Origin of the sequence: Bifidobacterium sp. WK041_4_12, assembly GCF_041080795.1 — a bacterium.
Lineage (GTDB): Bacteria > Actinomycetota > Actinomycetes > Actinomycetales > Bifidobacteriaceae > Bombiscardovia > Bombiscardovia aquikefiricola.
This window is the reverse complement of sequence record NZ_CP129674.1, coordinates 835,764-860,733: the sequence shown is the minus strand read 5'-3', so window position 1 is coordinate 860,733 and position 24,970 is coordinate 835,764. Positions and strand designations below refer to the sequence as shown.

Below are 24,970 nucleotides of genomic sequence, written 5' to 3'. Positions count from 1 at the left end.
CTCTGCATGAACCGTCGATGCTTGCACGCCGCTTTGCTGCACATTGTACAGAAACCCCCATGAACTCGTGCACGACAGAGTTCATGGGGGTTGTATGATCCTCGCTACGAACCACAGCAACTGGCATAGACGATCAGTCGAGTGAGTCTACGACCAGGATTTCCGTTGGCACATTGCCCGCAGTAGCCTTTGAATATGGGCACAGTTCTTGGGTGCGCTGTACGAGCTTTTCGGCGGTCTCCTTATCGACATCAGGCAAGAGAACCTCCATCTTTGCCTTGAGACCGAACGATTCTCCCTGATCGCCAACCGAGATGCTTGAGCGAAGCTTGCCCGTGGCCAGCTTCGTAGCCGCAACGCGAAGCTCCTTGGCTGCAAGTCCCAGCGCACTCTGGAAGCAGGCTCCCCAACCAAGGGCGAACAGCTGCTCAGGATTGGTTCCCCTGCCCTTGCCACCTTGGGCAACCGGGGTATCGAATGTCAGATCCATATCTGGTTCTGAACTCGACCCATGGCCGTTACGCCCACCTTCGAGGGTTGCAACGGCGGTGTATGCAATATTCTCTGGTTCTGTTCCTTTGTATTGTGTCATGGCTCTATCACATCACAACCAAGGCACAATGTCTTGCGATTCAGCTACGAGAGTTCACCATGCGTCATGAATCAAACTGCGACTACAGTAGGGTGTTCGGGTCAAGCTTGCCGATGTCGTCCTCAGACAGCGTTTCATTCGCATGCAGGTACAATCTTGGAATTCTGCTTCTCAGGCACGTGAAGATTTCGTAGCTGATCGTGTCCGCCGCATGCGCCCAGTCCTCGGCTGTGGGTTCATTGAAGGCCACTCCCCTGCCTGGACCGAATACGGTAACCGTGTCTCCTTCGTGAACATTCAACGCATCCGCCTTGCCATGAAGGTCCAGCACGCACTGATCCATGCACACGCGTCCAGAGATGCGGACGACGCGTGGACCATCATCGGTCATGATGCGGATGGGTCCTCCAAGATGGGTCGTGTGCAGAGCCCCCTCCTTGTCGAATCCGGATGCTGAACGATGTATCCCATCTGCATATCCGATAGGCAGTATTGCCGAACTCGTTTCGGATTGCGTTGCATAGGTTTTGCCATAGGAGATGCTATGGCCCTGCTCAAGATCCTTGACGGTTGAAAGCTGTGCTTGCAGCGTCATTGCGGGGGTAAGCCCGTAATCCTGCGGAGTGCCCATGGAGGGGTCAGGCTCATAGCCGTAAAGCGCGATGCCTGGACGAACCAGTTCGAAGTGAATGTCAGGTCGGCTCAACGTTGCTGCAGTATTGGCAAGATGACGTATCTGCGGTTCAAGTCCAGCCCGTTTCATGCGCATGGTGAATTCATTGAAACTCGCGATCTGCTGTTCTGTCGATTGAACAAAGGCGGGCACCTTGGGCATGTCTGCAACGGCAAGATGGCTCCATTGGGCAACGATCTGCAATGCACCCTCACTGGCATACCGCTTGAGCTTCGCCAAGGCCTGATCGAAAATCTGTGGGGTAAAGCCGTTGCGCCCAAAACCCGTGTCAACCTTGACATGGACGCGCGCCGGCCGCCCGACTGCTCTGGCCGCCTTCGCCAAAGCGTCAATCCCAGCCAATGAACCTACGGAAATATCGATGTCGTTGTCAATCAGCTCTTCGAATGGAGCTTCCAGGCCGCTATACATCCATGTCAGCACATGGCATCGATCTGGGCCGATGCCAGCTTTTCTCAGCAGGAGCGCTTCTCTTGGCTGGGCTGCTCCAAGCCATGTGGCACCACCGGCAAGCGCTGCGAGCGCAGTTGGAATCAGGCCATGCCCATAGGCATCTGCCTTCACCACTCCCATGACGGCTGTTCCCGAATGTGCCCCACCGCATATGCTGACAATGTGCTGCATGTTGCTCTGCAATGCGGCCAGATCCACGATTGCCTGCGCCGGATAGTTGCGGCGCGCATTGTCATAATTGGTTGTACCTGATGTGGAAGAAAAATCCCATTGTGGGGAAGCACTCAATGTCATGGCCCCCATTGTGACCCCATATTGAGACGAACGTGTATCTTAACTATGCCGCTGATAGGCGATTCTCTCACGGCCGCCCACTTCGCGCGGAGGCAAGGTGATGATGCCGCAGCGAGTGAATCCTGCCGATGTGAGAATATGCTGCATTGCCACATTCTTCTGATGCGTATCAGCGCGGACATTGTGATATTCGCGAACCACCCATTGAAGCATGGCTCTGCCGGTATGCTTCGCCAGACCGGAGGATGCCACCCGATGCATCGCCACATAGTCGTCATCGTTGAGCCATGAGCCGTCTATGTGCGCATAGGTCGAATCTGGCCCCTGGCAGACGGCGAAGACTCCAAGAATTCGTTCTGAACGATCATGCGGATCCTGATCGACGAGCAGCATCGACCGATGAAGCTCGATATCGTGCAGCACTTCGGTGTCGAGCGGATAGATGTCTCCCCATTGCGTGGGGTTGCCATTGCGCTTCATCACGTCTCTTGCATGGGCGTATATGCTCAGAATGGCCTGGTAATCTGCCTTCGAAGCATGACGAACATGACGGTGTTGCTCTAATTCCTGCTGCACGATACAAGACTCCTACAACTGTTGTCGTATCACGACTGTTCGCGTGTCACATCAGACGAGTTTGCGCACATATGGATCGGAACTGATTCCGGCGTCCACGATATCCCTCGACCACTGCTTTGCCGAGAACAGGCTATGATCGCGATAGTTGCCACAGCTCGTGATCTCGGTTCCGGGAACATCGTCCCAAGTGGCCTCGTCAGCAATGAAGTTCAAGGATTCCTTGAGCGCCTTCGCAACGTCTTCCGTGCTGTGCCTGCCCCAGGTCAGCAGGTGGAAACCGGTGCGGCATCCGAAGGGCGAGCAGTCGATGTATCCAGGAATGCGTTCACGAAGCAGCACGGCAATCGTGTGTTCGATGGTGTGCAGGCCTGCGGTTGGAATCGCATTTTCATTCGGCTGCACGAGACGCAGATCATAATTGGAAATCACATCGCCATTCGGCCCCTGCTCTTCGTCAATAAGACGAACATATGGTGCCTTGACCTTGGTATGGTCGAGTTGAAAACTTTCTACAACAGGCTTGTCACTCATGATGCTCCCTTTCTACAATATGGCATACTCTTTGAAATCTTAACGCGGACGCAGACAGCGATTCGGAACAAGTGGGCTGGAACGCTATGCGTGAACATGCCGCGCATGCTTGATTATTGTCCAGACCGATCATGGCTCGATCTACCGCTTGGCATATTCGGCAATCGCATCGATGAACTGCTGACCATAGCTCTGCCACTTATGCTCGCCAACGCCGTTGACTTGCATCATGGATTCCTTGTCCATGGGACGAAGACGGACCATGTCTCGCAGACTTCTGTCAGAGAACACGATGTATGGTGGTTTGCCCATCTCGCTTGCGATTCGCTTGCGGACTCCTCGAAGGCATTGGAACAGCTCTTCGTCCATAGGATTATCGTCTATCTCGTCCTGTTCGTCTCGCAGGCTTGCGGCACGAGGACTGTGCGAGTTTCCTGCTGCCTTCCTGCGTTCGCGATGCTTGATCTCATAATGAAAATCAGACGATGCCAAGCTTGCTGCCTTGCTTCCAAAGATGACGATTGGCATGCGACCTGGTGTGACTGCCAGCAGATCATCGACCGTCATCTGATTCAGTACGTCGCGCACGGCAGCTTCCGAACATTCGCGCAATGCCCCGAATTGGGGGACGGCATTCAAGCCGGACTGAAGAATCTGCCGTGATTGCGATCCCCTCAAGATGCGCACGACCATGCTCATGCCGTATCGCTGGTTGATGGCGCTGACGCATCTGCCAATGGCGAGCGCCATCGTGGTGACGTCATCAGAAGTGATCGTGCTCATGCAGTTCGAGCAGTGCCCGCAGGAGTGGGCGGACTGAGCCTGAACCGATTGCTCATTGAATTTGTCGATGCTCTGCCCGAAATAGTGCAGAATGTAGCGATGCAGACAGTTCACGGTCCGGCAGTATCCGATCATCGACTGAAGCAGCCGATTCCTGGTCTGCTGAACCTGCTGTCCCTCCTCAGGCGTCATGTGATCGTTAAGTCCTCCAGATTCAAGAAATCGTCTGCGCAGCACTATGTCAGATTCATTCCAGAGCAGCGTGCATCTCGAATCCTCGCCATCGCGACCGGCTCGACCGGCCTCCTGATAGTATGCTTCGATGCTCTCCGGCATATTGTGATGGATCACGTATCGAACGTTCGACTTATCGATTCCCATGCCGAATGCGTTGGTAGCGACCACCACCTGAACATCGTCGTTGACAAAGGCGCGTTGAGATTCTCGCCGTTCCTCATGGCTCAGGCCTGCGTGATAGCATGCGGCATTCACCCCATGAGCCTGCAATGCGTCGGCAACCGCATCGGTCTCCTTGCGCGTGGCGCAGTAGATGATGCCTGACTCATCAGCATGTTCGGAAACATAGCGCAGAATCCAGGCTTCCTTCTCGGACTTCGCCATGCGTCGAACATCAAGAAAGAGATTTGGCCTATCGCAATCGGTGACGGTGAGCTGCGGGTCGTGCAGATGCAGAATCCGAACGATGTCTTCCTGAACCTTTGCCGTGGCCGTTGCAGTAAACGCGGCAACGGTAGGACGATGCGGCAAAGCAGCGATGAAGGTGCCAATATCAAGATATGCCGGTCGAAAATCCTGACCCCACTGCGAGATGCAATGCGCCTCGTCCACGGCAACCACAGAGATTTGCAGACGTCTCAATGTTGCGACGAAGAACGGCTCCGCGAGACGTTCCGGAGCAACATAGAGCAGATGATAGGCATGGTTGCACGCTTTGGCCAGGACTTCACGCTGCTCGTCAACCGTCTGCGTTGAATTCAAGAATGCCGCTGAAATCCCAACATCGTCCAACGCATCGACCTGATCGCGCATCAGTGAAAGCAACGGCGAAATAACCACGGTCAAGCCCGGCAGCAGCACCGATGGAATCTGATAGCACACGGACTTGCCAGCACCAGTCGGCATCACCGACAATGAATCCCTGCCATTCATGATGGCAGAAACCACTCCCGCCTGGCCTTGTCTGAACGAGTCGTATCCGAAATAGCGATGGAGGGCTGACTGTGCCTGTGCCTCGTCAGTAACCATGCCAACCACTGTAAGGCAACACCGAGTCATCGTTCTCTGTGCTGAACCAACAAGGCTGAATTATAGCGAGGCGAGAGCCTGATCGATGTCCTCGGTCAGATCTTCGATCGATTCGATGCCCACGGAAAGCCGCACGAGATTGTCAGGGACCTGCAAGGCAGTGCCGGACACGGAAGCATGGGTCATGGCAGCAGGATGCTCGATAAGCGATTCGACACCGCCAAGCGATTCGGCAAGCGTGAAAATCTCAGTGCGTCCAACGAAGGTCTTGGCTGCCTCCATCCCATCCTTGAGCTGAATCGAGATCATGCCACCAAAACCACCCTGCATCTGACGGGCAGCAACATCATGGCCAGGGTGAGATTCGAGACCGGGGTACAGCACGCGTTCGATCTTGGCATTACCTTCCACATGCCGCGCAAGAGACAAGGCGTTCGCACTGTGCCGCCTGACACGCATATCGAGGGTTTTGAGCCCACGGGTAGTCAGCCACGAATCGAAGGGGGAAGGAACGGCACCAGCAGCATTCTGCAGGAAGGTCACCTTCTCGTAGACCTCCGGATCGTTCAGCACTATCGCTCCCCCAACCACGTCGGAATGACCGCCGATGTATTTGGTCGTCGAATACACCACGGCGTCGGCACCATCCTGAAGAGGATGCTGCAACACCGGCGATGCGAAAGTATTATCGACTACGAGAGTCGCACCGAACTCGTGGGCAAGCGCGGAGGTCGCCCAGATGTCAGTGATGCGAAGCAAGGGATTCGAAGGGGTTTCCACCCACACCACGTCAATATGATGCTGCGAGAGTTTGCTGCGCACGGCCTGAAGATCGGTGACATCGACGACGTCCACATGAACACCCCACGGCACGAACACCTTGCTCAGCAGGCGGTATGTTCCACCATAGACGTCGTCACCGAGCAGAATCGAGTCTCCAGGCTTCAAGGTTGACCGGAGCAGAACATCGATCGCCGCCAGCCCTGAAGACAGCGCGACTGCGTAACGCGCTCCTTCAACTGCGGCCAGCTGCGTGTCGAAAACGTCTCGTGTAGGATTCACCGAACGGCTGTAATCGTAGCCTCCACGCAGTGCCCCAACGCCGTCCTGCTTGAATGTGGATGTCATGTATATTGGTGGCACCACTGCCCCTGTGGTCGCATCAGCTTCCTGTCCTGCGTGTATTGCTCGTGTTGCCAGACGTGTTGCTGCAAAATTCTCTGTCATATTCATTCCTTATGGTGAAAGTGCTTATATATACGTGTCTATGGTTCTCTGTGTGTATCTATCGGTTCTCTGTGAGTTTCGACGCTTGCTGCCGACGCGCTACCGCCGACGCTTGCTGCCGACGCTTACCGCCGTTGCCTACTGCGGAATCATGTGAGCCTCGGATGTTCTCTCAACCACTGCCCCAAATCCATGCTCCTGCATCCATGAGTCAGAGAAGATCTTCGACAGATATCCACGTCCCGAGTCGGGCAGAAGCACGACAATCAACGCATCGTCACCAAGATCATGCATCCTTGCGGACTTCAGGGCTGCCGCAACCGCCATGCCTGACGATCCTCCGACAAGAAGTCCCTCTTCGCGCGCCAGTCTGCGCGTCATTTCGAAGGCCTCGGCGTCGCTCACCTGCACGACTTCATCGACAACCGATGGATCATAGGTTTTCGGATAGAAGTCCTCGCCCACGCCCTCGATGAAATACTGGTGGACATCCGAAGGATTGGAATAAATCGAACCTTCAGGATCTGCGCCAATGACCTGCACTGAACCTTGAGAGGCATCCTTGAGGAATTTCCCGGTGCCGGATATCGTGCCGCCCGTGCCTATGCCTGCAACGAAATGTGTGACCTTCCGATCGGTGTCCTTCCAGATCTCTGGACCAGTCGTAAGGTAATGGCTCTCAGGACCGTTCATGTTCTGATACTGGTTTGGCTTGTATGCGCCGGGAATCTCAGCCGTCAGCCTGTCAGAAACAGAATAATATGAGCGCGGATCACTCGGCTCGACCTCGGTGGGAGTCACCACGACCTGCGCCCCATATGCCTCAAGCACGGCCCGCTTGTCTTCCGATACCTTGTCTGGCACCACAAAAATCATGTGATATCCATGCTGTTGCGCGACCAAGGCCAAGCCAACGCCAGTGTTGCCGCTGGTAGGCTCAACTATCGTGCCTCCCGGCAAGAGCTTGCCCTCCTCCTCAGCCTTCTGGATGATGCGCTCAGCGATGCGGTCTTTCGACGATCCCCCAGGGTTGAAATATTCGACCTTAACCACAATCTGGGCACGAATGTCATCGGTCACCCGATGAAGTCTCACCAATGGGGTGCCACCAATAAGTTCTGTAATACTGTTTGCAATATTCATGATTCCTCGTTATCTTCAGAAATTTATACTACCTGTATTTATTGCGTTCAATGGTCATTACATTGCATTCATCATCCGCCGAGCATCAATGCCCCGGCAGTCACCCTGCGAGCAATCATCAACAATAACGAGTTTCACCATATTCTTGAAAGGAAATACATGCATCATGCAAGCTCGTTCACACCGAACCGGAAAACAATCACTGAGCACTGAGACCGTAACCACCCGTATCAATCTGTGCTCATTCATGTTATTCGTGAAACCCTGTACGCCTTATTGGCACTTCGAATATTGCAATGCAGACTTCGTAATCAAGCGTTGCTATGCAATTTTTAGGAATTCACTCACATGCAAGAATGTGTTCAATCTCAAGTTATGCGTCGTCAACCGTTCGCCCTGGGCGTCGGTTAGCGACAACAACATGAAAGAAACATCATGCCCATCAATGTACCACAACATTCTGCCCAGCGTGTCTCACCATACGAGTCAGAGGGACGCGGCCTTCAAGAGTTCCATCGTGTATGGCTGCTGCGGATGGTTCAGCAATTCGTCGCAGGGAGCCTGCTCAACAACACGACCATGCTTGAGTACCACTATGCGATCAGCGATATGCTGCACCATGCCAATGTCATGCGAGACGAACATCATGCTCAGCGACGAGCCTTGAAGTGCCCGTATCTTCTGCAAGGTATGAAGGATCTGCACGCGTGCGGTCATATCGACCGCACTCATGGGCTCATCGGCAAGCAGTATCTCCGGTTCATCGATGATGGCCCGGGCTATCGCCACGCGCTGCGCCTGACCGCCAGAAAGATCGATAGGGTAACGATCAAGCATGATGCGGCCATCCAAGCCAACCGTGTCGAGGGTCTGGATAGAGCGGGCTTCCACTGAGTCCGGGTCCAGACTCCGACCGAATCGCAACGATACAGCCTCGTTCAATGACTGACGTACCGTCCAACGTGGATCCAGTGAAGAATACGGATTCTGGAAAATCATTGAAGACTCGTGACGAAGTCTGTTCCACGCTGGGGAATGCATCGGTGCAGGCTTTCCCTGGTACAGCACAGAACCGGCAGTCGGGGCGAGCAACCCGAGCATGATGCGTGTGGCGGTGGTTTTCCCTGAGCCGGACTCACCAATGATTGCCAGGCATTCGCCGGCTTTCAGCGACAGTGACACGTCGTGAAGAGCGAGCGAATCGGTCCGACGGCCTGTGCTGGATGCGTGGAACACGTCGTTCAGCAGCCTGAGCGACATGCCACGAGCACGATAGCTTTTACTGACATGATTCATTTCGAGAACGGGTTGACGCGAGGCAAGGTCGCCGCGTGAGTGAATTTCGTGCTCAGTTTCATGCACAGCCTTATGCTGTCTTTCAGTCATTCTCGTCCCCTTCCATCGTCGTCTCCTTCGTTGGTGGGACGGTCATGAAGCGTTGCGAATTTGAGCTCCTCAGCCGACTGTGCCAATTGTCTGGTAACCGGACTGACAGGGTTTTCGAGCATCTGGGAAGTCGCACCATGCTCGATGATGTGTCCATGATCCATGACATAGCAACGACTCGTCACATGTGTCAGAACACCGAAATCATGGGTTATGAAGAGGAGGGAGGCGCCAGCTTGGTCAACCAGATCGACAAGCAGATCGAGAATGTGCAGCTGGGTGATGGAGTCCAACGCCGTGGTCGGCTCATCCGCGATGATCAGACGCGGAGCGGTGATAAGCGCTGAGGCTATCGCCACACGCTGTTGTTGCCCTCCAGAGAGCTGGTGAGGATACGCATTGAGCATGCTCTGAGGCACTCCTACCTTGCTGAGCATGGCCTTGACCCGTCGGAGGCGTTCGTCTGCCGGAAGATGGTAATGAAGCTGCAAAGGCAGGGCAATCTGTCTGCCTATCTTCATCACCGGGTTCAATGCGGAAGCAGGATTTTGGAAGATCATGCTGACGGTGCGTCCACGCATGTCAGCCAGCTCTCGGTCAGAAGCACCTATGAGTTCATGGCCGAAGAGTCTGATAGAACCCGACGCATGAGCGTGGGAAGGCAGCAGGCCCAGAATCGAACGGGACAGCATCGATTTTCCCGAACCTGAAGCGCCTATCAGCCCGACGCGAGCGCCTACCCCAATGTCCAGCGACACTTGAGTAAGTATGGGATGGTCGCCAATCGTGACATCAAGATTGCCGATTGCCAATGCCTGTGTTGGTGACTGTGGCTGTGACTGTTCTTGTGACTGTGCGAGTGAACCAGTCCGCGCATTCATCGAAGTGCTCATTGTCCGCTCCCCCTCGTCACTCCTTGGCCCAGGACGGCACTGCTGCTCTGTTGTTCACTGCTACTCTGTTGTTCACCACTGCTCTGCCCCGCACCGCCGTCCTGTCGTATACTGCGCAGTTCGGCGTTGCTCAGTGGGTCAGCGCAATCGCGCAAGGCATCTCCGAACAGGTTCAATGCGAGCACTACGCAGGTGATGATCAGCCCAGACCACAGTACGGTGAGCGGATACACGTTGATGAAGGACACGGAAGTCGCCAGACTATGACCCCATGACGGAACGCCACTCTGTACGCCGATACCCAGATAGGTCAATCCCGATTCCGCCAGTATCACCGTTCCAGCCGACATGGAAAGCTGCACGACCAATACCGGCCTGATGTTGGGCACAACATGCCCGAGAAAGACTCTCGACGCACGGGCACCGTTCGACATGGCAGCTTCAACATAGCCGGATCGTGCAACAAGCAACGCTTGAGGCCGTGCTATGCGCGCCAGATTGAGGCCGTAGCCGAATCCGCAAGCGGCCACAATCACCGCGACGCTCGGGCCGAACGGCACGGCAAGTATCAAGGCCAGCAAGACCGTCGGCAGGGAAATCAGCGCATCGATGACCACCACCGACATCTGCGCAAGCATCGTAGCCCGTACAAGCATTGCAGCCAGAAGCAGCAGACCGAAAATTGCCGTAACGACTATGGTAAGCACGCAGATCAGCAAATTGGTCCGAGAACCTGCCATCAGCCAGCTGACCATATCGGCACCGCTGCCATCGGTTCCCAGTATATGAAGCATCGATGGTTTCTGCCAGACATGATACCCATCGGTCCACCAGAGCGACCACGGCGTCCAGAACATCGAAACAAGCGATACGAGAAGCCACAGTCCGAGAACAAGCAGGGAAAATCTGCCTTCAGCTCGACGCCACATGGATCGCAGCACGACGCGCATGACCGTGAATGCGTATCTGACTGATGTCATCGTTTCAGCGCTGCGTGGATTCGTCGCCTTCATTGCATGCCTTCAGCCGATGCTAACAGCGCTGCACCCTTCAGCCGAGGATCCAGAATTCGATGCACTACATCGACGGCGAAACCTATGCACAGGAAGAACGCGGCCAATACAAAGAGTTCACTCTGCACCGTCAGCAGGTCACGATTGCCAACGTCAGTGACCAGCATCGAACCGATGCCGGGCAAGGCGAAGAGGTTCTCAATCACCATGACTCCCGTTATCATCTCTGCGAAGGTCATGCCAATGACGGAAACCAGCTGGGGAGACACTATGCGCAGACCGATTCGCAGCACCGCCTGAACGCGTGTCATGCCACAGGCCATGCCCATATCGACGAATTCGGATGCCAGCATCTCCTGCAGCGCGGAACGCGTGTAGCGCATGATGCTGGCACCCACAATGATGCCGACCGTCAGAGCGGGAAGCACCAACGAGGCACAGGCAGACACGGGCTGTTTCCAACCTTCGTCTGGGAAACCCTGGGAGGGAAAGATCTTGATCAGTCCCGAACCCTTCGCAAACAGCATGATGAACAGCATCGCACCCCACAGGGCCGGCAGTGCACCGCCGACCAGCGCAAGCATGTGCAAGCCCTGCCGAACTCCTGCGTGAGGCGCAAGTATGGAAGCGCAGCCAAGCGGTATGCCAAACAGACATGCCAGAAACAGCCCAAGCAGAATCAAGGGAAAGGTTATCTGCACGCGCGACAGTATCTGCGCGCCGACGTCACGCCCGGTCAGCACGGAAACCCCGAGGTTTCCGTGGATGACATTGCCGGACCAATCGACATATTGCTGCAGATATGACCGGTTCAGCCCCAGCTCCTGTCGCAATGCGGCAACGCGGGCGGGCGTGGCGTTCAGCCCTGCCATAACCGATGCCACATCGCCCGGCAGAACCCGCAAGGCAATGAAGATCAGCACCGACATGCCAAACAGGGCTGCCAGCAGCAGAGCCGAACGCCGAAGCAGAAATCTCATAGTCTCAAGCGTTCCCTATGCCTTGTTCTGAACGTTCCACAATGGCAGCAGGGACTGGTTCAGATTCAGAGGGAAACCTGTGACGCTTTTGCGATATGCGGTCGTTACCCGATAGTTGAAAAGCCAGTCAGCGGGAGCATCTTCAGACACCAGCCGTGCAGCCTGCTTCAGATAGGACTCGTATGCGGCATCGCTTGTGGACGACACAGCCTTCGCATAGAGCTCCTGAACCTGCTTGTTGTCGTAGTTGAAGTAATATTCAGGATTCGCCCAGGCGTTGAAATCATGGCTTTCATTGTGATCCACCAAGGAGAGGTCATAGTTCTTGTTGGTGTATACGTCGTTCAGCCATGCCGAGAATTCTACGACCTTGACGTTGAGATCAATGCCAACCGCCTTGAGCTGCGAGCGGAGCTGGTCTCCTATCTCGGTGCCGTAGATATTCGCATATTCAAAGTCGAGCTTCAGCGGCTTCGATGTGCTGTAACCAGCCTCAGAGAGCAGCTCCTTGGCCTTGTTCTGGTTAAAGGGATAGAGCTTCGTCAGATCCTCGTATCCGGGGTCAAGGCTGGGAATAGGCCCTCCGAGCAGTTCGTCAGCGCCACCTCTGGAAGAGATCAGTGCCTTGTTGTCGATGGCATAGCGAATCGCCTGTCGAACGCGTTTGTCCGCAGTTTTCGGACCTGTGCTGTTGAATGCGAGCACGAACTTGTCCGTATCGTTGCCGGCCTTGACGACAACATCGCCATCGTTGGAAACCGATGATGAAAGATTTGCCGTGATCGGCGCAAGCACCTGCACGTTGTTGCTCTTCAAGGCGTTGATCGCAGCATTGTCATCGGTGATGTATCTCAGTACAACCGTGTGCGTCTTTGCCTGGTGACTTCCCCAATAGCGAGGATTGGCCTTCAAGGTGAGGGATTCGTTCTGCTTGAAGCTATCTACCAGATACGGTCCCGAACCAATCGCCTGTGTCTTGGCATCGTAATGCGCCTCTTCATCGAGGACAAGCCCCGCACGCCCCGTAAGGTTCCACAGCAGCGCCGCATCGGGAGCCTTGAGCTTCAAGACGACCGTGGTCGTCCCGTCAGCGCTCACGCTCTCCACGTTGGCCAGCGCCTGAGCATTAACATAGTCATTGTCGATCAGGGAATTCAACGACCATACGACATCCTTGGAATCGAGGGCATCGCCATTCGAGAATCGCTCACCTGCGTGAAGCGTGAAGGTATAGGTTTTGGCATCCTTGGAAATCGTCCATGACTTTGCAAGCGCGGGGACGACGGCGTTCTCGGAATTTCGCGCCACCAGACCCTCATAGACGTTTCCGATCAATACCTGGTCGAGTGCGGCACCTGCCTCATTCCTGATGTCAAGGTTCGTGGGAGCGAGCTTGAGACCAATCGAAATCGATTGAGATGTCTCTGCCACGCTGCTTGAGGAATTCGCGTGCCGATACGCAAAAACGCCTCCGGCTGCAATCGCCACTGCGGCAATCACCGCCACAATCCACACCCATGGTGGCGTGCTTCGGTGACGCTTCTGGTACGAATTCAACGAGTCATCGGTCGATCCGGGAAGGTCTGCGGATTGTTCGGATGTCTGCCGTTCGTCGTGAATACTTCCTGTGGTTTCAGTCGAGGTGCCCTGGGCATCCCCGCTGCGTAAGTTTTCAGCCATGATGTTCTCTCTGTTGTGTTGTTCTTATAGTGAACTGTTCGTTCTACATCGCACCACTTCATCTCAAGGCCGTTTCTCGCAGCCGTCAACATCAGCGATGTGACGATGATTGGCCGCCTCATAAGGTCGACCATCACCATCCCATGATACCCGCAGGGGATATACACTGGTCTCTATATATACATTGCAGAAGATTTACACTGCTCGGTAAGTTTCGGCGCTCTCCCAGGTTGCAGTCCAGCGACATGGCCATGCGCTTCGTACCATTGAAGGAACCGTTATGCTCATTGCCGTTGACATAGGAAATACCAACATCGTGCTTGGCTTTCTTGAAGGCACCAAGATCATTGCCACGTATCGCATGACCACAACGTCAAGCCACACATCCGACGAATATGGCCTCATGCTCAACGAATTCCTTCACATGAGCGATTATTCAGATTCAGACGTGGAGGACGTCATCATCTCTTCGGTCGTTCCGAACGTCATGCACTCATTCCGTGCGGCCATCATCAAGTTCTTCGGCGTGGATCCCATCGTTGTCGGCCCTGGCATCAAGACCGGAATCAACATTCGGATTGACGATCCTCGCTCTCTGGGCGCTGACTGCCTCTGTGACTGCGTCGGAGCCTTCGGCCTGCACGGAGGGCCTCTGCTGGTACTGGATTTCGGCACTGCGACGACATATAACTATGTGGATGCCACAGGCACGATTACGGCAGGCTTGATAACCGTCGGCATTCGAAGCGGTGCAGCCGCACTGTCCAACAAGACCGCACAGCTGCCCGAAGTCGAAATCACAAGACCTACGTCAGTGTTCGCAACGGACACGAAATCAGCCATGCAGGCTGGGTTGTTCTATAACTTCCTCGGCGGAGTCGAACGTACGATAGCGCAATTTCGATCGGAAGTCGGCAAACGCTTCACCGTCATCGCCACTGGAGGCTTGGGACGCATCTTCGAGGGGGAAACTGACTCCATCGACATCTACGACCCAAACCTCATTTTCAAAGGCATGCGCATGATCTACGACAGAAACATCAATCATTGACAGCTTGCGGTATGTGCAGGTCATGACGTGCACTCTTGGTGCTTTTGGTGCTCTTGGCACCGTATGCAAACTATGTTCCAAGAATCTTTGATTCATGGTGCGCAGAGCTGCATCACATATGTCCAGTTCGAGGCAGCTCAAGAGGAATCTGCGACACGAATCGTCGCGGCCTTGCAGTGACGGGATCCATGAATTCGAGATCTCGAGCCACAAGCTGCAAAGGGTGCGCAAAGTCTTCGGGGCTAGCACCTGCGCTCTCACCTTCGGTTGGTGGGGTTGCTTTCATGCGAATCTCAGGGTACAAGTCGTCGCCAAGGATCGGCAATCCTATCGAATTCATATGCACGCGAAGCTGGTGCGTCTTGCCTGAGCGAGGCTGAAGTGAATACACGCGCCAGAGCAATCTTGGCAATCCCGGATGATGCTGCCTCCGAGAGATACATCCAGATTCATGCGTTTCGAGCACCGGACCCTGATCGTGCGATACCGAGATAAGCGTTGAACTGTTGGCCGCACCAATCGATTCGAAGGCCTGCAGTTTGCCGCGACGCTTGGTTATCCTCGATTCACGCAGGATGGGGAAAACGGCAGGAGGATTCAATGACCTCGTCACCCCGTACTGTGGGCGCCTGACGATGGCGGCTGGTGCGATGCATTCATATCTTTTGTGGACCTGACGGTTCTGAAACAGCATCTGGTATGCACCGCGAAGGCTCGGATCGCGAACGAACAGCACGACGCCAGCCGTTGCCCTGTCAAGTCGGTGCGCAGGAACGATCCGATCATCGCAGAACTGTTCGCGCAGACGCATCAAGGCTGTGGAACGGTACCACATGCCCCGTGGCGTCGTAGGTAGAAAATGTGGCTTGTCCACGACGATGATCGCATTGTCGGCGTAGAGAATCCTCATGGAAAACGGTATCGCGGGTTCATTGACGATCCATCGATGTCGCGGTTCATGAGTCTGCATATGCTTGCATTTCTGTATTGTCATTGCTGTCTGCGCCCATGGTCACTGCACTGTCATCCATTACTGCACTGTCATCACTCGCAGCCATCACTTGCAGTCATCACTCCACTGTCACGGATTTTGCAAGGTTGCGCGGCTTGTCCACGTCATTGTTCTTCAACACCGACATATCCATGGCAAAGAGCTGCAAGGGAACAACGTCAACAAGAGGACTGAGCAAGGTCGGGCACTGTGGACGCCAGAAAGTCACGTCGGCATAGTTGGCAACCGATTCGTCGCCCTCCTCTGCAACTGCAATGGTGAACGCCCCTCGTGCCTTGACCTCTTCAATCGAAGAAAGCATCTTGCTGTGGAGCACGGCACGACCGCGAGGACTCGGAATGATGCATACCACCGGCTCTCCGGCATCGACCAGGGCGATGGGGCCGTGCTTCAATTCCCCAGCCGCAAAGCCTTCGCTGAAGGTATAGGCAATTTCCTTGAGCTTGAGCGCACCTTCGAGCGCAACCGGATAGCCGACGTGTCGGCCAAGGAATATGAAGGAATGTGCATGCAGCATCTGCTTGGCCGTCTTGCTGATGGTGTCAGACTGCGTGTCCAGCACCCATTGAATTTTCTCTGGCATGGCCTTCAGATCGGTGACGATGTGGCTGATTTCATCGCGGAACATCGTGCCCTTCACCTGTGCAAGATACAGCCCCAGCAGATAGGCGGCGACAATCTGAGCCACGAAGGCCTTGGTGGAGGCAACAGCTATCTCAGGACCCGCATGGGTATACAGCACCGCGTCGGATTCGCGCGGAATCGTTGACCCTTGCGTATTGCAGATTGCAAGCACGCGCGAACCCTGCTCTCGTGCGTGGCGCAAAGCCATAAGCGTGTCCATGGTTTCACCCGACTGGGAAATCGCGACAACTAAGGTTCTCGGCGTCAGAATTGGGTCTCGGTAACGGAATTCATGCGCGAGTTCGACTTCGACTGGAATCCTGACCCAATGCTCGATGGCATATTTGGCGACAAGACCCGCATAGGAAGCCGTGCCACAGGCCACGACGATGATTTTGTCAACCTGACGGAAGACATCCTCATCGATATGCACCTCATCAAGATTCAATGTTCCCTTGGCGTCGAAACGACCCAGCAGGGTTTCGGAAACGGCTGAAGGATCCTCATGGATTTCCTTATCCATGTAGGAGTCCCAGCCGCCCTTTTCTGCAGCGGACGCATCCCAGTCAACCGTGAACTGCTTCGGGTGCGCAACGACGTTGCCCTCAAAGTCGGTCACGATGACCTTGTCACCACTGATGCAGACAGCCTCATCCTGGCCGAGTTCCATCGCATGCTTGGTGTAAGCGACGAATGCTGCGACATCTGAGCCCAGATAATTCTCGCCATCGCCGAGACCGACGACAAGCGGAGAATCATGGCGCGCACCCACGACGATGTCTGGCTGACGGCTGTCAACGGCGAGCAAGGTGAACGCACCGGTCAGCATGCGGGCCACGCGTCGCAGAGCCTTGAACAGATCCGGCTTGCCCTCATGTTCAACGATGTCGTTGGCGATTTTGCCTAGCAGCTTGGCCGCCACTTCAGTGTCAGTGCTTGAGGCGAATGTGTAGCCTTCTGCTTCAAGATTGAACTTGAGCTCGGAAGCGTTCTCGATGATGCCATTGTGAATCACGGCGATCTTGCCATCCTGGCTCATATGGGGGTGCGCGTTCACATCGCTGGGAACACCGTTGGTCGCCCAGCGCGTGTGGCCGATGGCAACCGTGGCATCGGGCATCGGCTTCTTTTCCAAGTCCTCAACAAGCCGACCCAAACGACCCGCCTTTTTGCGCCACGCAACCTTATCCATGCCAGGAGCCGCCAAAGCAACGCCGGCAGAGTCGTATCCTCGATATTCGAGTCGTTTCAACCCTTGCATGCAAACCTCAAGGGGTTTGCCACATGCCGTCCTATTTCCCGCAAATCCAACGATTCCACACATGTCACACAAGTCTATGCCACGTCGGTGCACACATTCATCCACCACGAACACCTCTTCTGAACCTCTACAGACAGCATTATTCCCGTCGCCACAGCTCGCAAGTGTTCATTGTGAACTTCGCGAAGTATAAACGCGATTTTTTGGCAATCTGACGTGACAAAATAGCCCTTTTTCAGCGTTTATACTTCGCGAAGTTCACAATGAACACATTCGACTCCTACAGCTGGCAGACTTACTTGCGAAAAGGCTCTAGCGTGGCTGGCTGTGGAGCCAGCGGATGGCTAGCTGGGTGCGGTTGTTCAGGTTGAGCTTGGCGAGGATGTCACTGATTCGGTTACGGACGGTGCCTTCGCTCAAGTAGAGCTGTTGAGCGATGTCGCGGTTATCAAGACCTTCTGCGATAAGGGCACTGATGCGTTGCTCTCGGTTGGTGAGATTCGCAAATGGATTGCTTCGCGATTGGTCGGCTTGTCTGCTCGCAACATGGTTCCCAACGTTCTGCGTGGCATCGTCTGTGCCTATCGAGAGATGCGAGAGAGCTTCGGAACCGAGCACTATTCCGCTGGAAAGCACCGTTTGCACAGCGGGGACGATCGCGGCAACATCCTGCTTGATCAGGTATCCTCGTCCACCGATTGCGAGCGCTTGCTCGATGTATTGCTTGTCTGCAAAGGTAGTCAGGAACAGGATTTTCGCGTGCGCATCATTGCTGAGTATGGATGTTGCGGCTTCCAAGCCGCTCATATGCGGCATCTGGACATCCATCAGGAGCACATCGGGACGCTGCTTCGCATAGCATGTGACTGCTCCAACGCCATCGTTCGCGGTCCATAGTATTGCAGCATGAGCAAGCTGCACCAGAATAGTTGATATGGACGAGCAGACGATTGGATCATCGTCGGCTATGGCTACCTTCATTGCGTTACCCTCCTGTGCCTTTCCGCGAACTCCGTGTCTCTTTGCTGCTAGGCAGCCTCTTATGCTGCGTGAACTTGCCCTGCATAAGCTTCTTCTACACCTTCGGCATTGTCATCAGCGTCGTGCGGCTTCCAAGCTTCTTTCGGCAACGATACGAACACTCTCCAACCTTGCGCATTGGGACCGCATAGCGCACTGCCGCCAAATTCCTGAGCGCGCGCTTCAATATCGGCAATCCCCATTCCGCGCATATCATCACACTGTGTTGGAGTATGCACAGCCGAATACCTGGCATTATTTGCGTGTTGCGCCCCATTATCCTGTATCACAAGCTGCCACAGCGCCGGCATATCTCGAAGAACAATGCCAACCTGAGTTGCCGAACTATGACGAACCACATTGTTCAATGATTCGCGGATGGTCATCGCCAGACAGCGTGTGATGGGGGCTGGTGCCTTCTTGACTTCGTTTTCCAAGGTGACCTTGGGACTTTGTGCCAGTCCTTGCAAGGCTTTGGATGCAGATTCGATCTGCAATGCCACATCATTGCCTTCATCGTCCAAATCATGCACGGTACTTCTCACCGCATTCATGGCTTCGGTGAACGTCTTTTCGACATCTCCGAAGCTTTTGGCGTTCTGCGTGTCTGCTGCGAGCATCGATACCACTCTGGACGTGTGTGCCTGCATGATGCCTCTGGTCAGCATGTGCCCGACTCCGTCATGAATCTCACGGGCAATTCTGGTCCGCTCGGCAAGCGTGGCCTCATGAATTGCACTTCTGCGTTCATCCTCCGCAAGAAGAGCATCATGATGCATACGCCTTCGCAAATATCTTCGTTCATCGTCGGTAAGGAGGATGCGATTTTTCAGGCTCACATAACAGCTTGATGCCATGCCCGAACCCACACTCAACACGATCAAACAAGTACTTCCAAGCCTAAGGGCAAGCGAATCATAGCCGCCCACACGATGAAAACCAAGCAGCATGAAGCTAGGTATGATGATGCAGACAATCAACAGGCATTCGAACCATAGCGTTTGCAGCGTGAAGGCGCGTTCCTTCCACTTCGTCGAAACCCATCCCTCCCATCCCTCGATGCCTATGCGCATCATCACGGCAGAGGCAACGTCGAAGGCGAATAATGGTACAAATGCATACAGCTGAGGCAATACTAAGGCCGTCATCGCGAGCAGTGCCGACGCTGCCGCAGCAAATCTGCTTGGAGTGAGCCCTTCATAGAGCGCTGCAGAAGCGAGGGAAGCACCCAGAGCAAAGATTGAGGCAGCCGAGAGAGTACTGCCATGCAACAGCAATCCAAACGACGCGCATAGCAGCCACAGCACAAGCTTGAAAGCTCCACGTACCATGGCCCCTCCATTCATGATGTACCTTCAAGATTACGCCGCGCTCATGCCAGAAATGACAAATGTCATGTCACGTGATGACAGCTATCACTGTTCCTGCGGCTTAGCCTGTGCGAGGATTCGAGCATGGACATACATACGAACGTAACCGAGCAAGCACACGCCACCAGCGAGGCGATATGCGTAGAGAATCTTGTCAAGCACTATGGCACGATGCTCGCGCTTGACGATTTCAACCTTCATGTTCACCAAGGCGAAATATTCGGACTGCTCGGACCGAATGGTTCCGGGAAAACCACGGCAATAAACTGCATTCTTGCACTGCTCAGCCATGAATCGGGAACCGTAAGCGTGCTTGGCAGACCAATGACCCCAACATCGTACGATTTGAAACGAAAAATCGGCATGATTCCTCAAAATGTCGCCGTGTTTAACGAGCTTACCGTACGAGAGAACATCAACTTTTTCTGCTCACTCTTCATTCCGAAGAACAAGGATCGGAAGCAACTCGTCGACGATGCCATCGCATTCGTCGGGTTGCAGGAATTCAGCAGTTATCGCCCAGGCAAACTATCTGGGGGTCTGCTCAGAAGACTCAACATCGCCTGCGGCATCGTGCATAAGCCAGAACTGATTCTGTTCGACGAACCCACCGTTGCCGTTGACCCGCAGAGCCGCAACGCCATACTCGAAGGCATTCAGCACTTGCGCGATGAAGGTGCGACGATTCTCTATACCAGCCATTACATGGAAGAGATTGAACAGATCTGCACGCGAATCATGATCATGGATCATGGCCGACAGATTGCCCAGGGAACAGCAAACCAGCTCAAAGACATGATTGACATGGGTGAACGCATCACGGTTGAAACACTCGATCTTGACGCGCAGACTCTGAACACCATGCAAGCGCTGCCCTTCGTGACACAGGCCGACTTCGACGGCAAGGAACTCAAGATCGCTTGCAGACACGGCAATCGCAATCTTGCCGACATCCTCGATATCCTCCACACGTCCGGCACCAACTTCGGCCATCTGAGTTCGCAGCCGCCGACGTTGAACGACGTGTTCCTGGAATTGACCGGCAAGGCGTTACGAGACTGAGCCTGAAGAGACAAGGAGGGAGAAAAGCATCATGTGGACCACATTCCTGACCACGATCAAGGTGAATCTTCGCGAAAAAAGCAACCTACTCTGGCTGTTCATATTCCCCATTCTCCTGGCAAGCCTGTTCTGGGGCATGTTCAGCGGACTGACGAACAGCCATATCCAAGCCCAGAATTTCGCCGTCGTGCATGACTCGAACTGGGAAAGCGTTGCAGGTGCAGATTCGCTGGTCACTGCGCTCGCTGGCAAGAACACCAACGGCACGAAGCTGATACACCCAACAACCGTTTCATCAGTTTCTGTCGCGAAAAAACGCGTGCAGACCAAGCATGACAACGGCTATCTATTCGTCAATGACCAAGGAAGCTTCAGCCTCGCCATCTCCGACGACTTATACACCGAAGTCACGGACCCCTTGTCATCATCAACGGCAGGCATAACCATCAGCTCATTGAGGAGCATCATCACCCAGTTCAATCACAGTCAGGCAACTCTCAAAGCTCTGGCAGCGACTCACCCTGCAGCGAGCATGCAGGAACGCATGGAATCGCAGAACCAAGCACGCGCACAGATTGAACGCTATGTTACAGCGAGCGCCGCGAGCGCAACCCTGAAATATACGCGCAACCATTCGCTCACTCACTTCGCCCCTGATCAGTTTGCACGATACTATTACGCGTTACTGGGCATGGTTTCCATGATGTCGATGAGCTTTGCCATCGTCTCCATAACCACCGCGCAAGCAAATCTGTCATATGTGGGGGCACGCCGCTCGATTGCGCCGCTGCCCAAATGGCGACAGTTCATTGCCATTCTGCTCGCCAGTTGGCTGACTTCTTTCTTAAGTCTCGTGCTGTCATTCTGCTATATCCGATTCGTGTGCAATATTGCGGTAGGAGGTCGAGAACCGCTCGCCATCGTCGCCTTGCTGATAGCAAGCTTCACCGCAACCACATTCGGACTGCTGATCGGTACAATTCCTCGACTCTCACGGGGTGCGAAAAGTGGCATCAGCACTGCCATTGCATGTTTTGGAGCCCTGTTTGCAGGATTGTATGGATCCTTGGCGATGAACTTAAGCGATTACATAAGCCGCAATCTTCCCAAACTTGATCTGTTCAACCCGGTAAAGCAGGTTTCGAACCTGTTCTATGACCTGCTCTATTACGACAGTCTGCAACCATTCATGACCACTATAGGAATTCTGCTGATAACCGCAGCCATATGCATGACGTTGGCAATCAGTCTCATGAGGAGGCGCAGCTATGCAAACCTTTAAAACAGCGTTACGCATCATCTGGGCACACAAGCTGTATATGCTCCTTTATGTGCTGACTTTCGGCGCGCTGATGTTGGCTCTCGGAATTTCCAGCATCATCGCGGCGGGCAATGATGCGAATGCTTCATCGACTGGGTCTTCTGGCACCACCGCACCATCTGCTCAGAATGCCGCTTCCAAACTGCCCAAAGCCAATATTGCGATCATCAATCGTGATTCTGGCAATCTGGCTCAGGGATTGCACGAGTATCTTGGCTCAGGCGCCACCATGGTGACGCTTCAGGATACACCGCAACGCTTGCAGGATGCCATAGCGCGCAATGATGTTGACCTGATCGTGATTATTCCGAAGGGCTTTTCTGAACGTTTCGATAAGGCCGCAATCTCATCGCATAATGGACAATCAAACAATCTCTCAGCAAGCAACGGTTCATCGCAGAGTTCACCATCTGCCATGCCGCTTGCTGACACCACGGTGAGCTACCTTTCGAGCGAGGGAGTGTTGGCAAAAACCGATGTGAATGGTTTTTTCTCAGAGCTCAGATCCGTTCTGGCTTCAGGGGTGCAGCCTGACCTGTCGAGCGCAGTACGCTATGTCGTCAGGCAGTCGAAAGTCTCCAGCCTTTCACCCACTGTCAAGGTAGTGAAAGAAGCCGCAGACACGGGCAAATCAATGGCCAACAGCTTCGGTCTGACCATCAAGCTATCGATCTACCCCGTTTTCATGGCAATGACCACATGCATTTCCCTCTTAATCGGGGTGTTCAATGCACCTGAGACAAGACGTCGCCTCAATGCATCATCCGTTCGATCATATGAGCTGAGTGCACAACAGTTGCTTGGCGGCATGAGCTTCGGGCTGCTTTGCTGGGCGCTGTATTATTCGATAGCGTTGTTGGCAATCATGCCTTTTAACCACGGTTTTTCTGCAATCAGTGTGCTCGCAATAACCAAAGTAGGTATCTCTCAACTAGTCTGCACACTGACTTCGATGGCGTTTGGCTTCATGATCGGACAATTCAGAGCTTCCCCCACCGTTGCCAGTGCAATCGCCGTATCCTTTGGTTTGATTCTGATGTTCACTTCGGGTGCCGCCTTTGATCCGGCGGTAATGCCCCAGGCCATGGTCACCTTGGGAAAGCTTCTGCCTGGGTGGTGGTTCACTACTTCCATTAACGATGCTCTCGGCCTGGCAACGTTCCAGACTCCCCATCCAAGCATGTTCGGATGGTTGCAAAGCATGGGCTTGGTTGCGCTGTTTGGTTGCGTCTTCGTGTGTGTAGGGCTTGCAGGGGGCAGATATCGCAGCGCTCATGCGGAATTCGGCATGGCCAATCGCGTCACCGAACTCACCGAGCACTAACGAACGTCCGTCGCAAGTGTTCATTGTGAACTTCGCGAAGTATAAACGCGAATATTTGGCAATCTGACGTGACAAAATAGCCCTTTTTCAGCGTTTATACTTCGCTAAGTTCACAATGAACGCATTCGGCTCCGATTTCAGGCCAATTGTCGGCCTTCGCACCACACTGACTGCGCTTTCCAGGACTGTTCAGCGTGAATGATGCAGTCCGCCGCATACCCTGGCGCAAGAAAGCCGAGTGGATACTGCGTGATCGCATTGGGACGGTCGATTCCCAGCGCATGCGCCGGGCCTTCGGTTGCAGCTGCGACGACATCCACCGCAGACAAGCCCAGCTCTTCCACTCCTCTGCGCACGGATTCCTCCAGCGTCAGGGTGGAACCTGCTATGGCACCGTTCGAAACAAGTCGAGCATGACCACCCTCGACGGTGACGTCAAGCTTGCCCAACGTGTACGCACCATCGGGGCATCCCGTCGCCGCCATGGAATCGGTGATAAGCGCTATGCGTCTGCCGAACAGCGCGAATGCAAGCTTCACCACAGGGTTCTGCACATGGAATCCGTCGTTGATCAGTTCGACCTGCACGCGAGGATCTTCCAGAATGGCAGGAATCGGACCCGGCTTGCGGTGATGGATTCCGTTCATGGCGTTGAATACATGGGTGAGAATTCTGGCTCCTGCATCGACTCCTCGCCGCGTGGTCTCATAGTCGGCATCGCAGTGACCGATGGCAGGAATTACGCCCGCCTGGCTGAATCGACGTATCGCTTCGATGCCATGTGGCAGCTCAGGCGCAATCGTGATCTGGCGTATGCAGCCATTGCTGGCCTCCAGCAAACGATCGACGTACTGCGGTTCTGGATCTCGCAGACATGCCGGGTCATGCGCACCTTTGCGCGACAGCGCAAGGAACGGCCCCTCAAGATGCGCGCCAATGCAGTCAGGGCGCTCTTCGCAGACCTTGGCAACGGCATTGAGATTGTTGCACATCACGTCCAAGGGATTCGTGATCAGACTGAGCACCTGCCGCGTGGTGCCATGTATGGCATGCCCTGCGCGCGCGATCGCGATGCCTTCCAAACCATCATCGAAGGAACGCTCCCAGGCACCATGGGAATGAATGTCGATGTATCCCGGCGTGAGGATGGCACCGTGGGCATCCACAACGACTTGCGCCGCATCAGACTGTGCGGACACAGCAGCCCACGCTCGGTCAAAGTCATCATCGTTGCTACCGGTTGCAACGATCTTTCCATCTGCTGAAACCAGCCAGAAATGGTGTTCAATGCCGCGCGCGTCTATTTTCGTGGCATTGGTGATGGCAAAGGTCTGTGGCGCAGCCATCACGGCCTCGCGAAGCTCCGCGCTTTGTTCCGTTCTCGATTCCTTGCCGCTCATCGACCGTTCAT

General features: G+C 54.5%; 21 protein-coding genes. 4 read left to right on the top strand and 17 right to left on the bottom strand.

Features of this window, described 5'->3' with window-relative positions; genetic code table 11:
* Window positions 1-133 precede the first annotated feature (133 nt).
* From QN215_RS03785 to QN215_RS03730, 12 genes are all read right to left on the bottom strand, one after another.
* Window positions 134-592 (bottom strand): Ohr family peroxiredoxin, encoded by a 459-nt coding sequence (locus QN215_RS03785; protein WP_369344779.1) that lies wholly within the window; start codon window positions 590-592, stop codon window positions 134-136.
* Window positions 593-674: 82 nt separating this feature from the next.
* Window positions 675-2,033, bottom strand: a complete 1,359-nt coding sequence (gene alr, locus QN215_RS03780; RefSeq protein WP_369344778.1) for an alanine racemase — start codon at window positions 2,031-2,033, stop codon at window positions 675-677.
* A gap of 39 nt (window positions 2,034-2,072) precedes the next feature.
* Window positions 2,073-2,609 carry an N-acetyltransferase gene (locus QN215_RS03775; RefSeq protein WP_369344777.1) on the bottom strand — a complete coding sequence of 179 codons (537 nt, stop codon included), beginning with the start codon at window positions 2,607-2,609 and terminating at the stop codon, window positions 2,073-2,075.
* Window positions 2,610-2,660: 51 nt separating this feature from the next.
* A complete protein-coding gene (locus tag QN215_RS03770; protein WP_369344776.1) occupies window positions 2,661-3,143 on the bottom strand; it encodes an S-ribosylhomocysteine lyase in 483 nt (160 codons plus the stop codon).
* Window positions 3,144-3,284: 141 nt separating this feature from the next.
* A complete protein-coding gene (gene recQ, locus QN215_RS03765) occupies window positions 3,285-5,192 on the bottom strand; it encodes a DNA helicase RecQ (RefSeq protein WP_369344775.1) in 1,908 nt (635 codons plus the stop codon).
* 60 nt (window positions 5,193-5,252) lie between these two features.
* Window positions 5,253-6,425, bottom strand: a complete 1,173-nt coding sequence (locus QN215_RS03760; RefSeq protein ID WP_369344774.1) for a cystathionine gamma-synthase — start codon at window positions 6,423-6,425, stop codon at window positions 5,253-5,255.
* Between the two features lie 132 nt (window positions 6,426-6,557).
* Window positions 6,558-7,562, bottom strand: coding sequence for a pyridoxal-phosphate dependent enzyme (locus QN215_RS03755; RefSeq protein WP_369344773.1), 1,005 nt, complete (start codon window positions 7,560-7,562; stop codon window positions 6,558-6,560).
* 486 nt (window positions 7,563-8,048) lie between these two features.
* Complete coding sequence (locus tag QN215_RS03750) at window positions 8,049-8,948, bottom strand: ABC transporter ATP-binding protein (RefSeq protein ID WP_369344772.1); 900 nt, start codon at window positions 8,946-8,948, stop codon at window positions 8,049-8,051.
* Entirely contained in the window at window positions 8,945-9,841 is an 897-nt protein-coding gene (locus QN215_RS03745; protein WP_369344771.1) for an ABC transporter ATP-binding protein, read from the bottom strand. Before QN215_RS03745 ends, QN215_RS03750 begins: the two co-directional genes overlap by 4 nt.
* Window positions 9,838-10,821, bottom strand: a complete 984-nt coding sequence (locus tag QN215_RS03740) for an ABC transporter permease (RefSeq protein WP_369344770.1) — start codon at window positions 10,819-10,821, stop codon at window positions 9,838-9,840. Before QN215_RS03740 ends, QN215_RS03745 begins: the two co-directional genes overlap by 4 nt.
* A 29-nt stretch (window positions 10,822-10,850) precedes the next feature.
* Window positions 10,851-11,834, bottom strand: a complete 984-nt coding sequence (locus QN215_RS03735; RefSeq protein ID WP_369344769.1) for an ABC transporter permease — start codon at window positions 11,832-11,834, stop codon at window positions 10,851-10,853.
* 15 nt (window positions 11,835-11,849) lie between these two features.
* Window positions 11,850-13,514 (bottom strand): ABC transporter substrate-binding protein, encoded by a 1,665-nt coding sequence (locus QN215_RS03730; RefSeq protein ID WP_369344768.1) that lies wholly within the window; start codon window positions 13,512-13,514, stop codon window positions 11,850-11,852.
* Window positions 13,515-13,794: 280 nt separating this feature from the next.
* On the opposite strand from QN215_RS03730, the gene QN215_RS03725 reads away from it, so the two are divergent.
* Window positions 13,795-14,565: a type III pantothenate kinase gene (locus QN215_RS03725; RefSeq protein ID WP_369344767.1), complete on the top strand. Its 771-nt coding sequence runs from the start codon at window positions 13,795-13,797 to the stop codon at window positions 14,563-14,565.
* Between the two features lie 112 nt (window positions 14,566-14,677).
* Here QN215_RS03725 and QN215_RS03720 read toward each other — a convergent pair whose 3' ends face one another.
* The 4 genes from QN215_RS03720 to QN215_RS03705 form a co-directional block, all read right to left on the bottom strand.
* Complete coding sequence (locus QN215_RS03720; RefSeq protein WP_369345052.1) at window positions 14,678-15,505, bottom strand: pseudouridine synthase; 828 nt, start codon at window positions 15,503-15,505, stop codon at window positions 14,678-14,680.
* A 130-nt stretch (window positions 15,506-15,635) separates the two neighbouring features.
* A complete protein-coding gene (gene glmS, locus QN215_RS03715) occupies window positions 15,636-17,525 on the bottom strand; it encodes a glutamine--fructose-6-phosphate transaminase (isomerizing) (protein ID WP_369345051.1) in 1,890 nt (629 codons plus the stop codon).
* Between the two features lie 249 nt (window positions 17,526-17,774).
* Window positions 17,775-18,443, bottom strand: coding sequence for a response regulator (locus QN215_RS03710; protein WP_369344766.1), 669 nt, complete (start codon window positions 18,441-18,443; stop codon window positions 17,775-17,777).
* Between the two features lie 59 nt (window positions 18,444-18,502).
* The gene (locus QN215_RS03705) at window positions 18,503-19,828 is read right to left on the bottom strand and encodes a sensor histidine kinase (protein ID WP_369344765.1); all 1,326 of its coding nucleotides are present in this window, start codon (window positions 19,826-19,828) and stop codon (window positions 18,503-18,505) included.
* Between the two features lie 108 nt (window positions 19,829-19,936).
* On the opposite strand from QN215_RS03705, the gene QN215_RS03700 reads away from it, so the two are divergent.
* Genes QN215_RS03700 through QN215_RS03690 form a run of 3 tightly spaced genes read left to right on the top strand, consistent with a single transcriptional unit; the run spans window position 19,937 to window position 23,559 of the window.
* On the top strand, window positions 19,937-20,914 hold the full coding sequence (locus QN215_RS03700) for an ATP-binding cassette domain-containing protein (protein WP_369344764.1): 978 nt from the start codon (window positions 19,937-19,939) through the stop codon (window positions 20,912-20,914).
* Window positions 20,915-20,945: 31 nt separating this feature from the next.
* Window positions 20,946-22,196 (top strand): ABC transporter permease, encoded by a 1,251-nt coding sequence (locus QN215_RS03695; protein ID WP_369344763.1) that lies wholly within the window; start codon window positions 20,946-20,948, stop codon window positions 22,194-22,196.
* Complete coding sequence (locus QN215_RS03690) at window positions 22,183-23,559, top strand: ABC transporter permease (RefSeq protein WP_369344761.1); 1,377 nt, start codon at window positions 22,183-22,185, stop codon at window positions 23,557-23,559. Before QN215_RS03695 ends, QN215_RS03690 begins: the two co-directional genes overlap by 14 nt.
* Window positions 23,560-23,696: 137 nt before the next feature.
* Here the strand turns inward: QN215_RS03690 and nagA are convergent, their stop codons facing one another.
* A complete protein-coding gene (gene nagA / locus QN215_RS03685; RefSeq protein WP_404978505.1) occupies window positions 23,697-24,959 on the bottom strand; it encodes an N-acetylglucosamine-6-phosphate deacetylase in 1,263 nt (420 codons plus the stop codon).
* Between the last annotated feature and the right edge of the window lie 11 nt (window positions 24,960-24,970).

Coding starts and splice junctions, on each gene's coding strand:
- QN215_RS03785 (WP_369344779.1), bottom strand. CDS start 592: ATGACACAATACAAAGGAACAGAACCAGAGAATATTGCATACACCGCC.
- alr (WP_369344778.1), bottom strand. CDS start 2,033: ATGACATTGAGTGCTTCCCCACAATGGGATTTTTCTTCCACATCAGGT.
- QN215_RS03770 (WP_369344776.1), bottom strand. CDS start 3,143: ATGAGTGACAAGCCTGTTGTAGAAAGTTTTCAACTCGACCATACCAAG.
- recQ (WP_369344775.1), bottom strand. CDS start 5,192: ATGGTTACTGACGAGGCACAGGCACAGTCAGCCCTCCATCGCTATTTC.
- QN215_RS03760 (WP_369344774.1), bottom strand. CDS start 6,425: ATGAATATGACAGAGAATTTTGCAGCAACACGTCTGGCAACACGAGCA.
- QN215_RS03755 (WP_369344773.1), bottom strand. CDS start 7,562: ATGAATATTGCAAACAGTATTACAGAACTTATTGGTGGCACCCCATTG.
- QN215_RS03750 (WP_369344772.1), bottom strand. CDS start 8,948: ATGACTGAAAGACAGCATAAGGCTGTGCATGAAACTGAGCACGAAATT.
- QN215_RS03745 (WP_369344771.1), bottom strand. CDS start 9,841: ATGAGCACTTCGATGAATGCGCGGACTGGTTCACTCGCACAGTCACAA.
- QN215_RS03740 (WP_369344770.1), bottom strand. CDS start 10,821: ATGACATCAGTCAGATACGCATTCACGGTCATGCGCGTCGTGCTGCGA.
- QN215_RS03735 (WP_369344769.1), bottom strand. CDS start 11,834: ATGAGATTTCTGCTTCGGCGTTCGGCTCTGCTGCTGGCAGCCCTGTTT.
- QN215_RS03730 (WP_369344768.1), bottom strand. CDS start 13,514: ATGGCTGAAAACTTACGCAGCGGGGATGCCCAGGGCACCTCGACTGAA.
- QN215_RS03725 (WP_369344767.1), top strand. CDS start 13,795: ATGCTCATTGCCGTTGACATAGGAAATACCAACATCGTGCTTGGCTTT.
- glmS (WP_369345051.1), bottom strand. CDS start 17,525: ATGTGTGGAATCGTTGGATTTGCGGGAAATAGGACGGCATGTGGCAAA.
- QN215_RS03710 (WP_369344766.1), bottom strand. CDS start 18,443: ATGAAGGTAGCCATAGCCGACGATGATCCAATCGTCTGCTCGTCCATA.
- QN215_RS03705 (WP_369344765.1), bottom strand. CDS start 19,828: ATGAATGGAGGGGCCATGGTACGTGGAGCTTTCAAGCTTGTGCTGTGG.
- QN215_RS03700 (WP_369344764.1), top strand. CDS start 19,937: ATGGACATACATACGAACGTAACCGAGCAAGCACACGCCACCAGCGAG.
- QN215_RS03695 (WP_369344763.1), top strand. CDS start 20,946: ATGTGGACCACATTCCTGACCACGATCAAGGTGAATCTTCGCGAAAAA.
- QN215_RS03690 (WP_369344761.1), top strand. CDS start 22,183: ATGCAAACCTTTAAAACAGCGTTACGCATCATCTGGGCACACAAGCTG.
- nagA (WP_404978505.1), bottom strand. CDS start 24,959: ATGAGCGGCAAGGAATCGAGAACGGAACAAAGCGCGGAGCTTCGCGAG.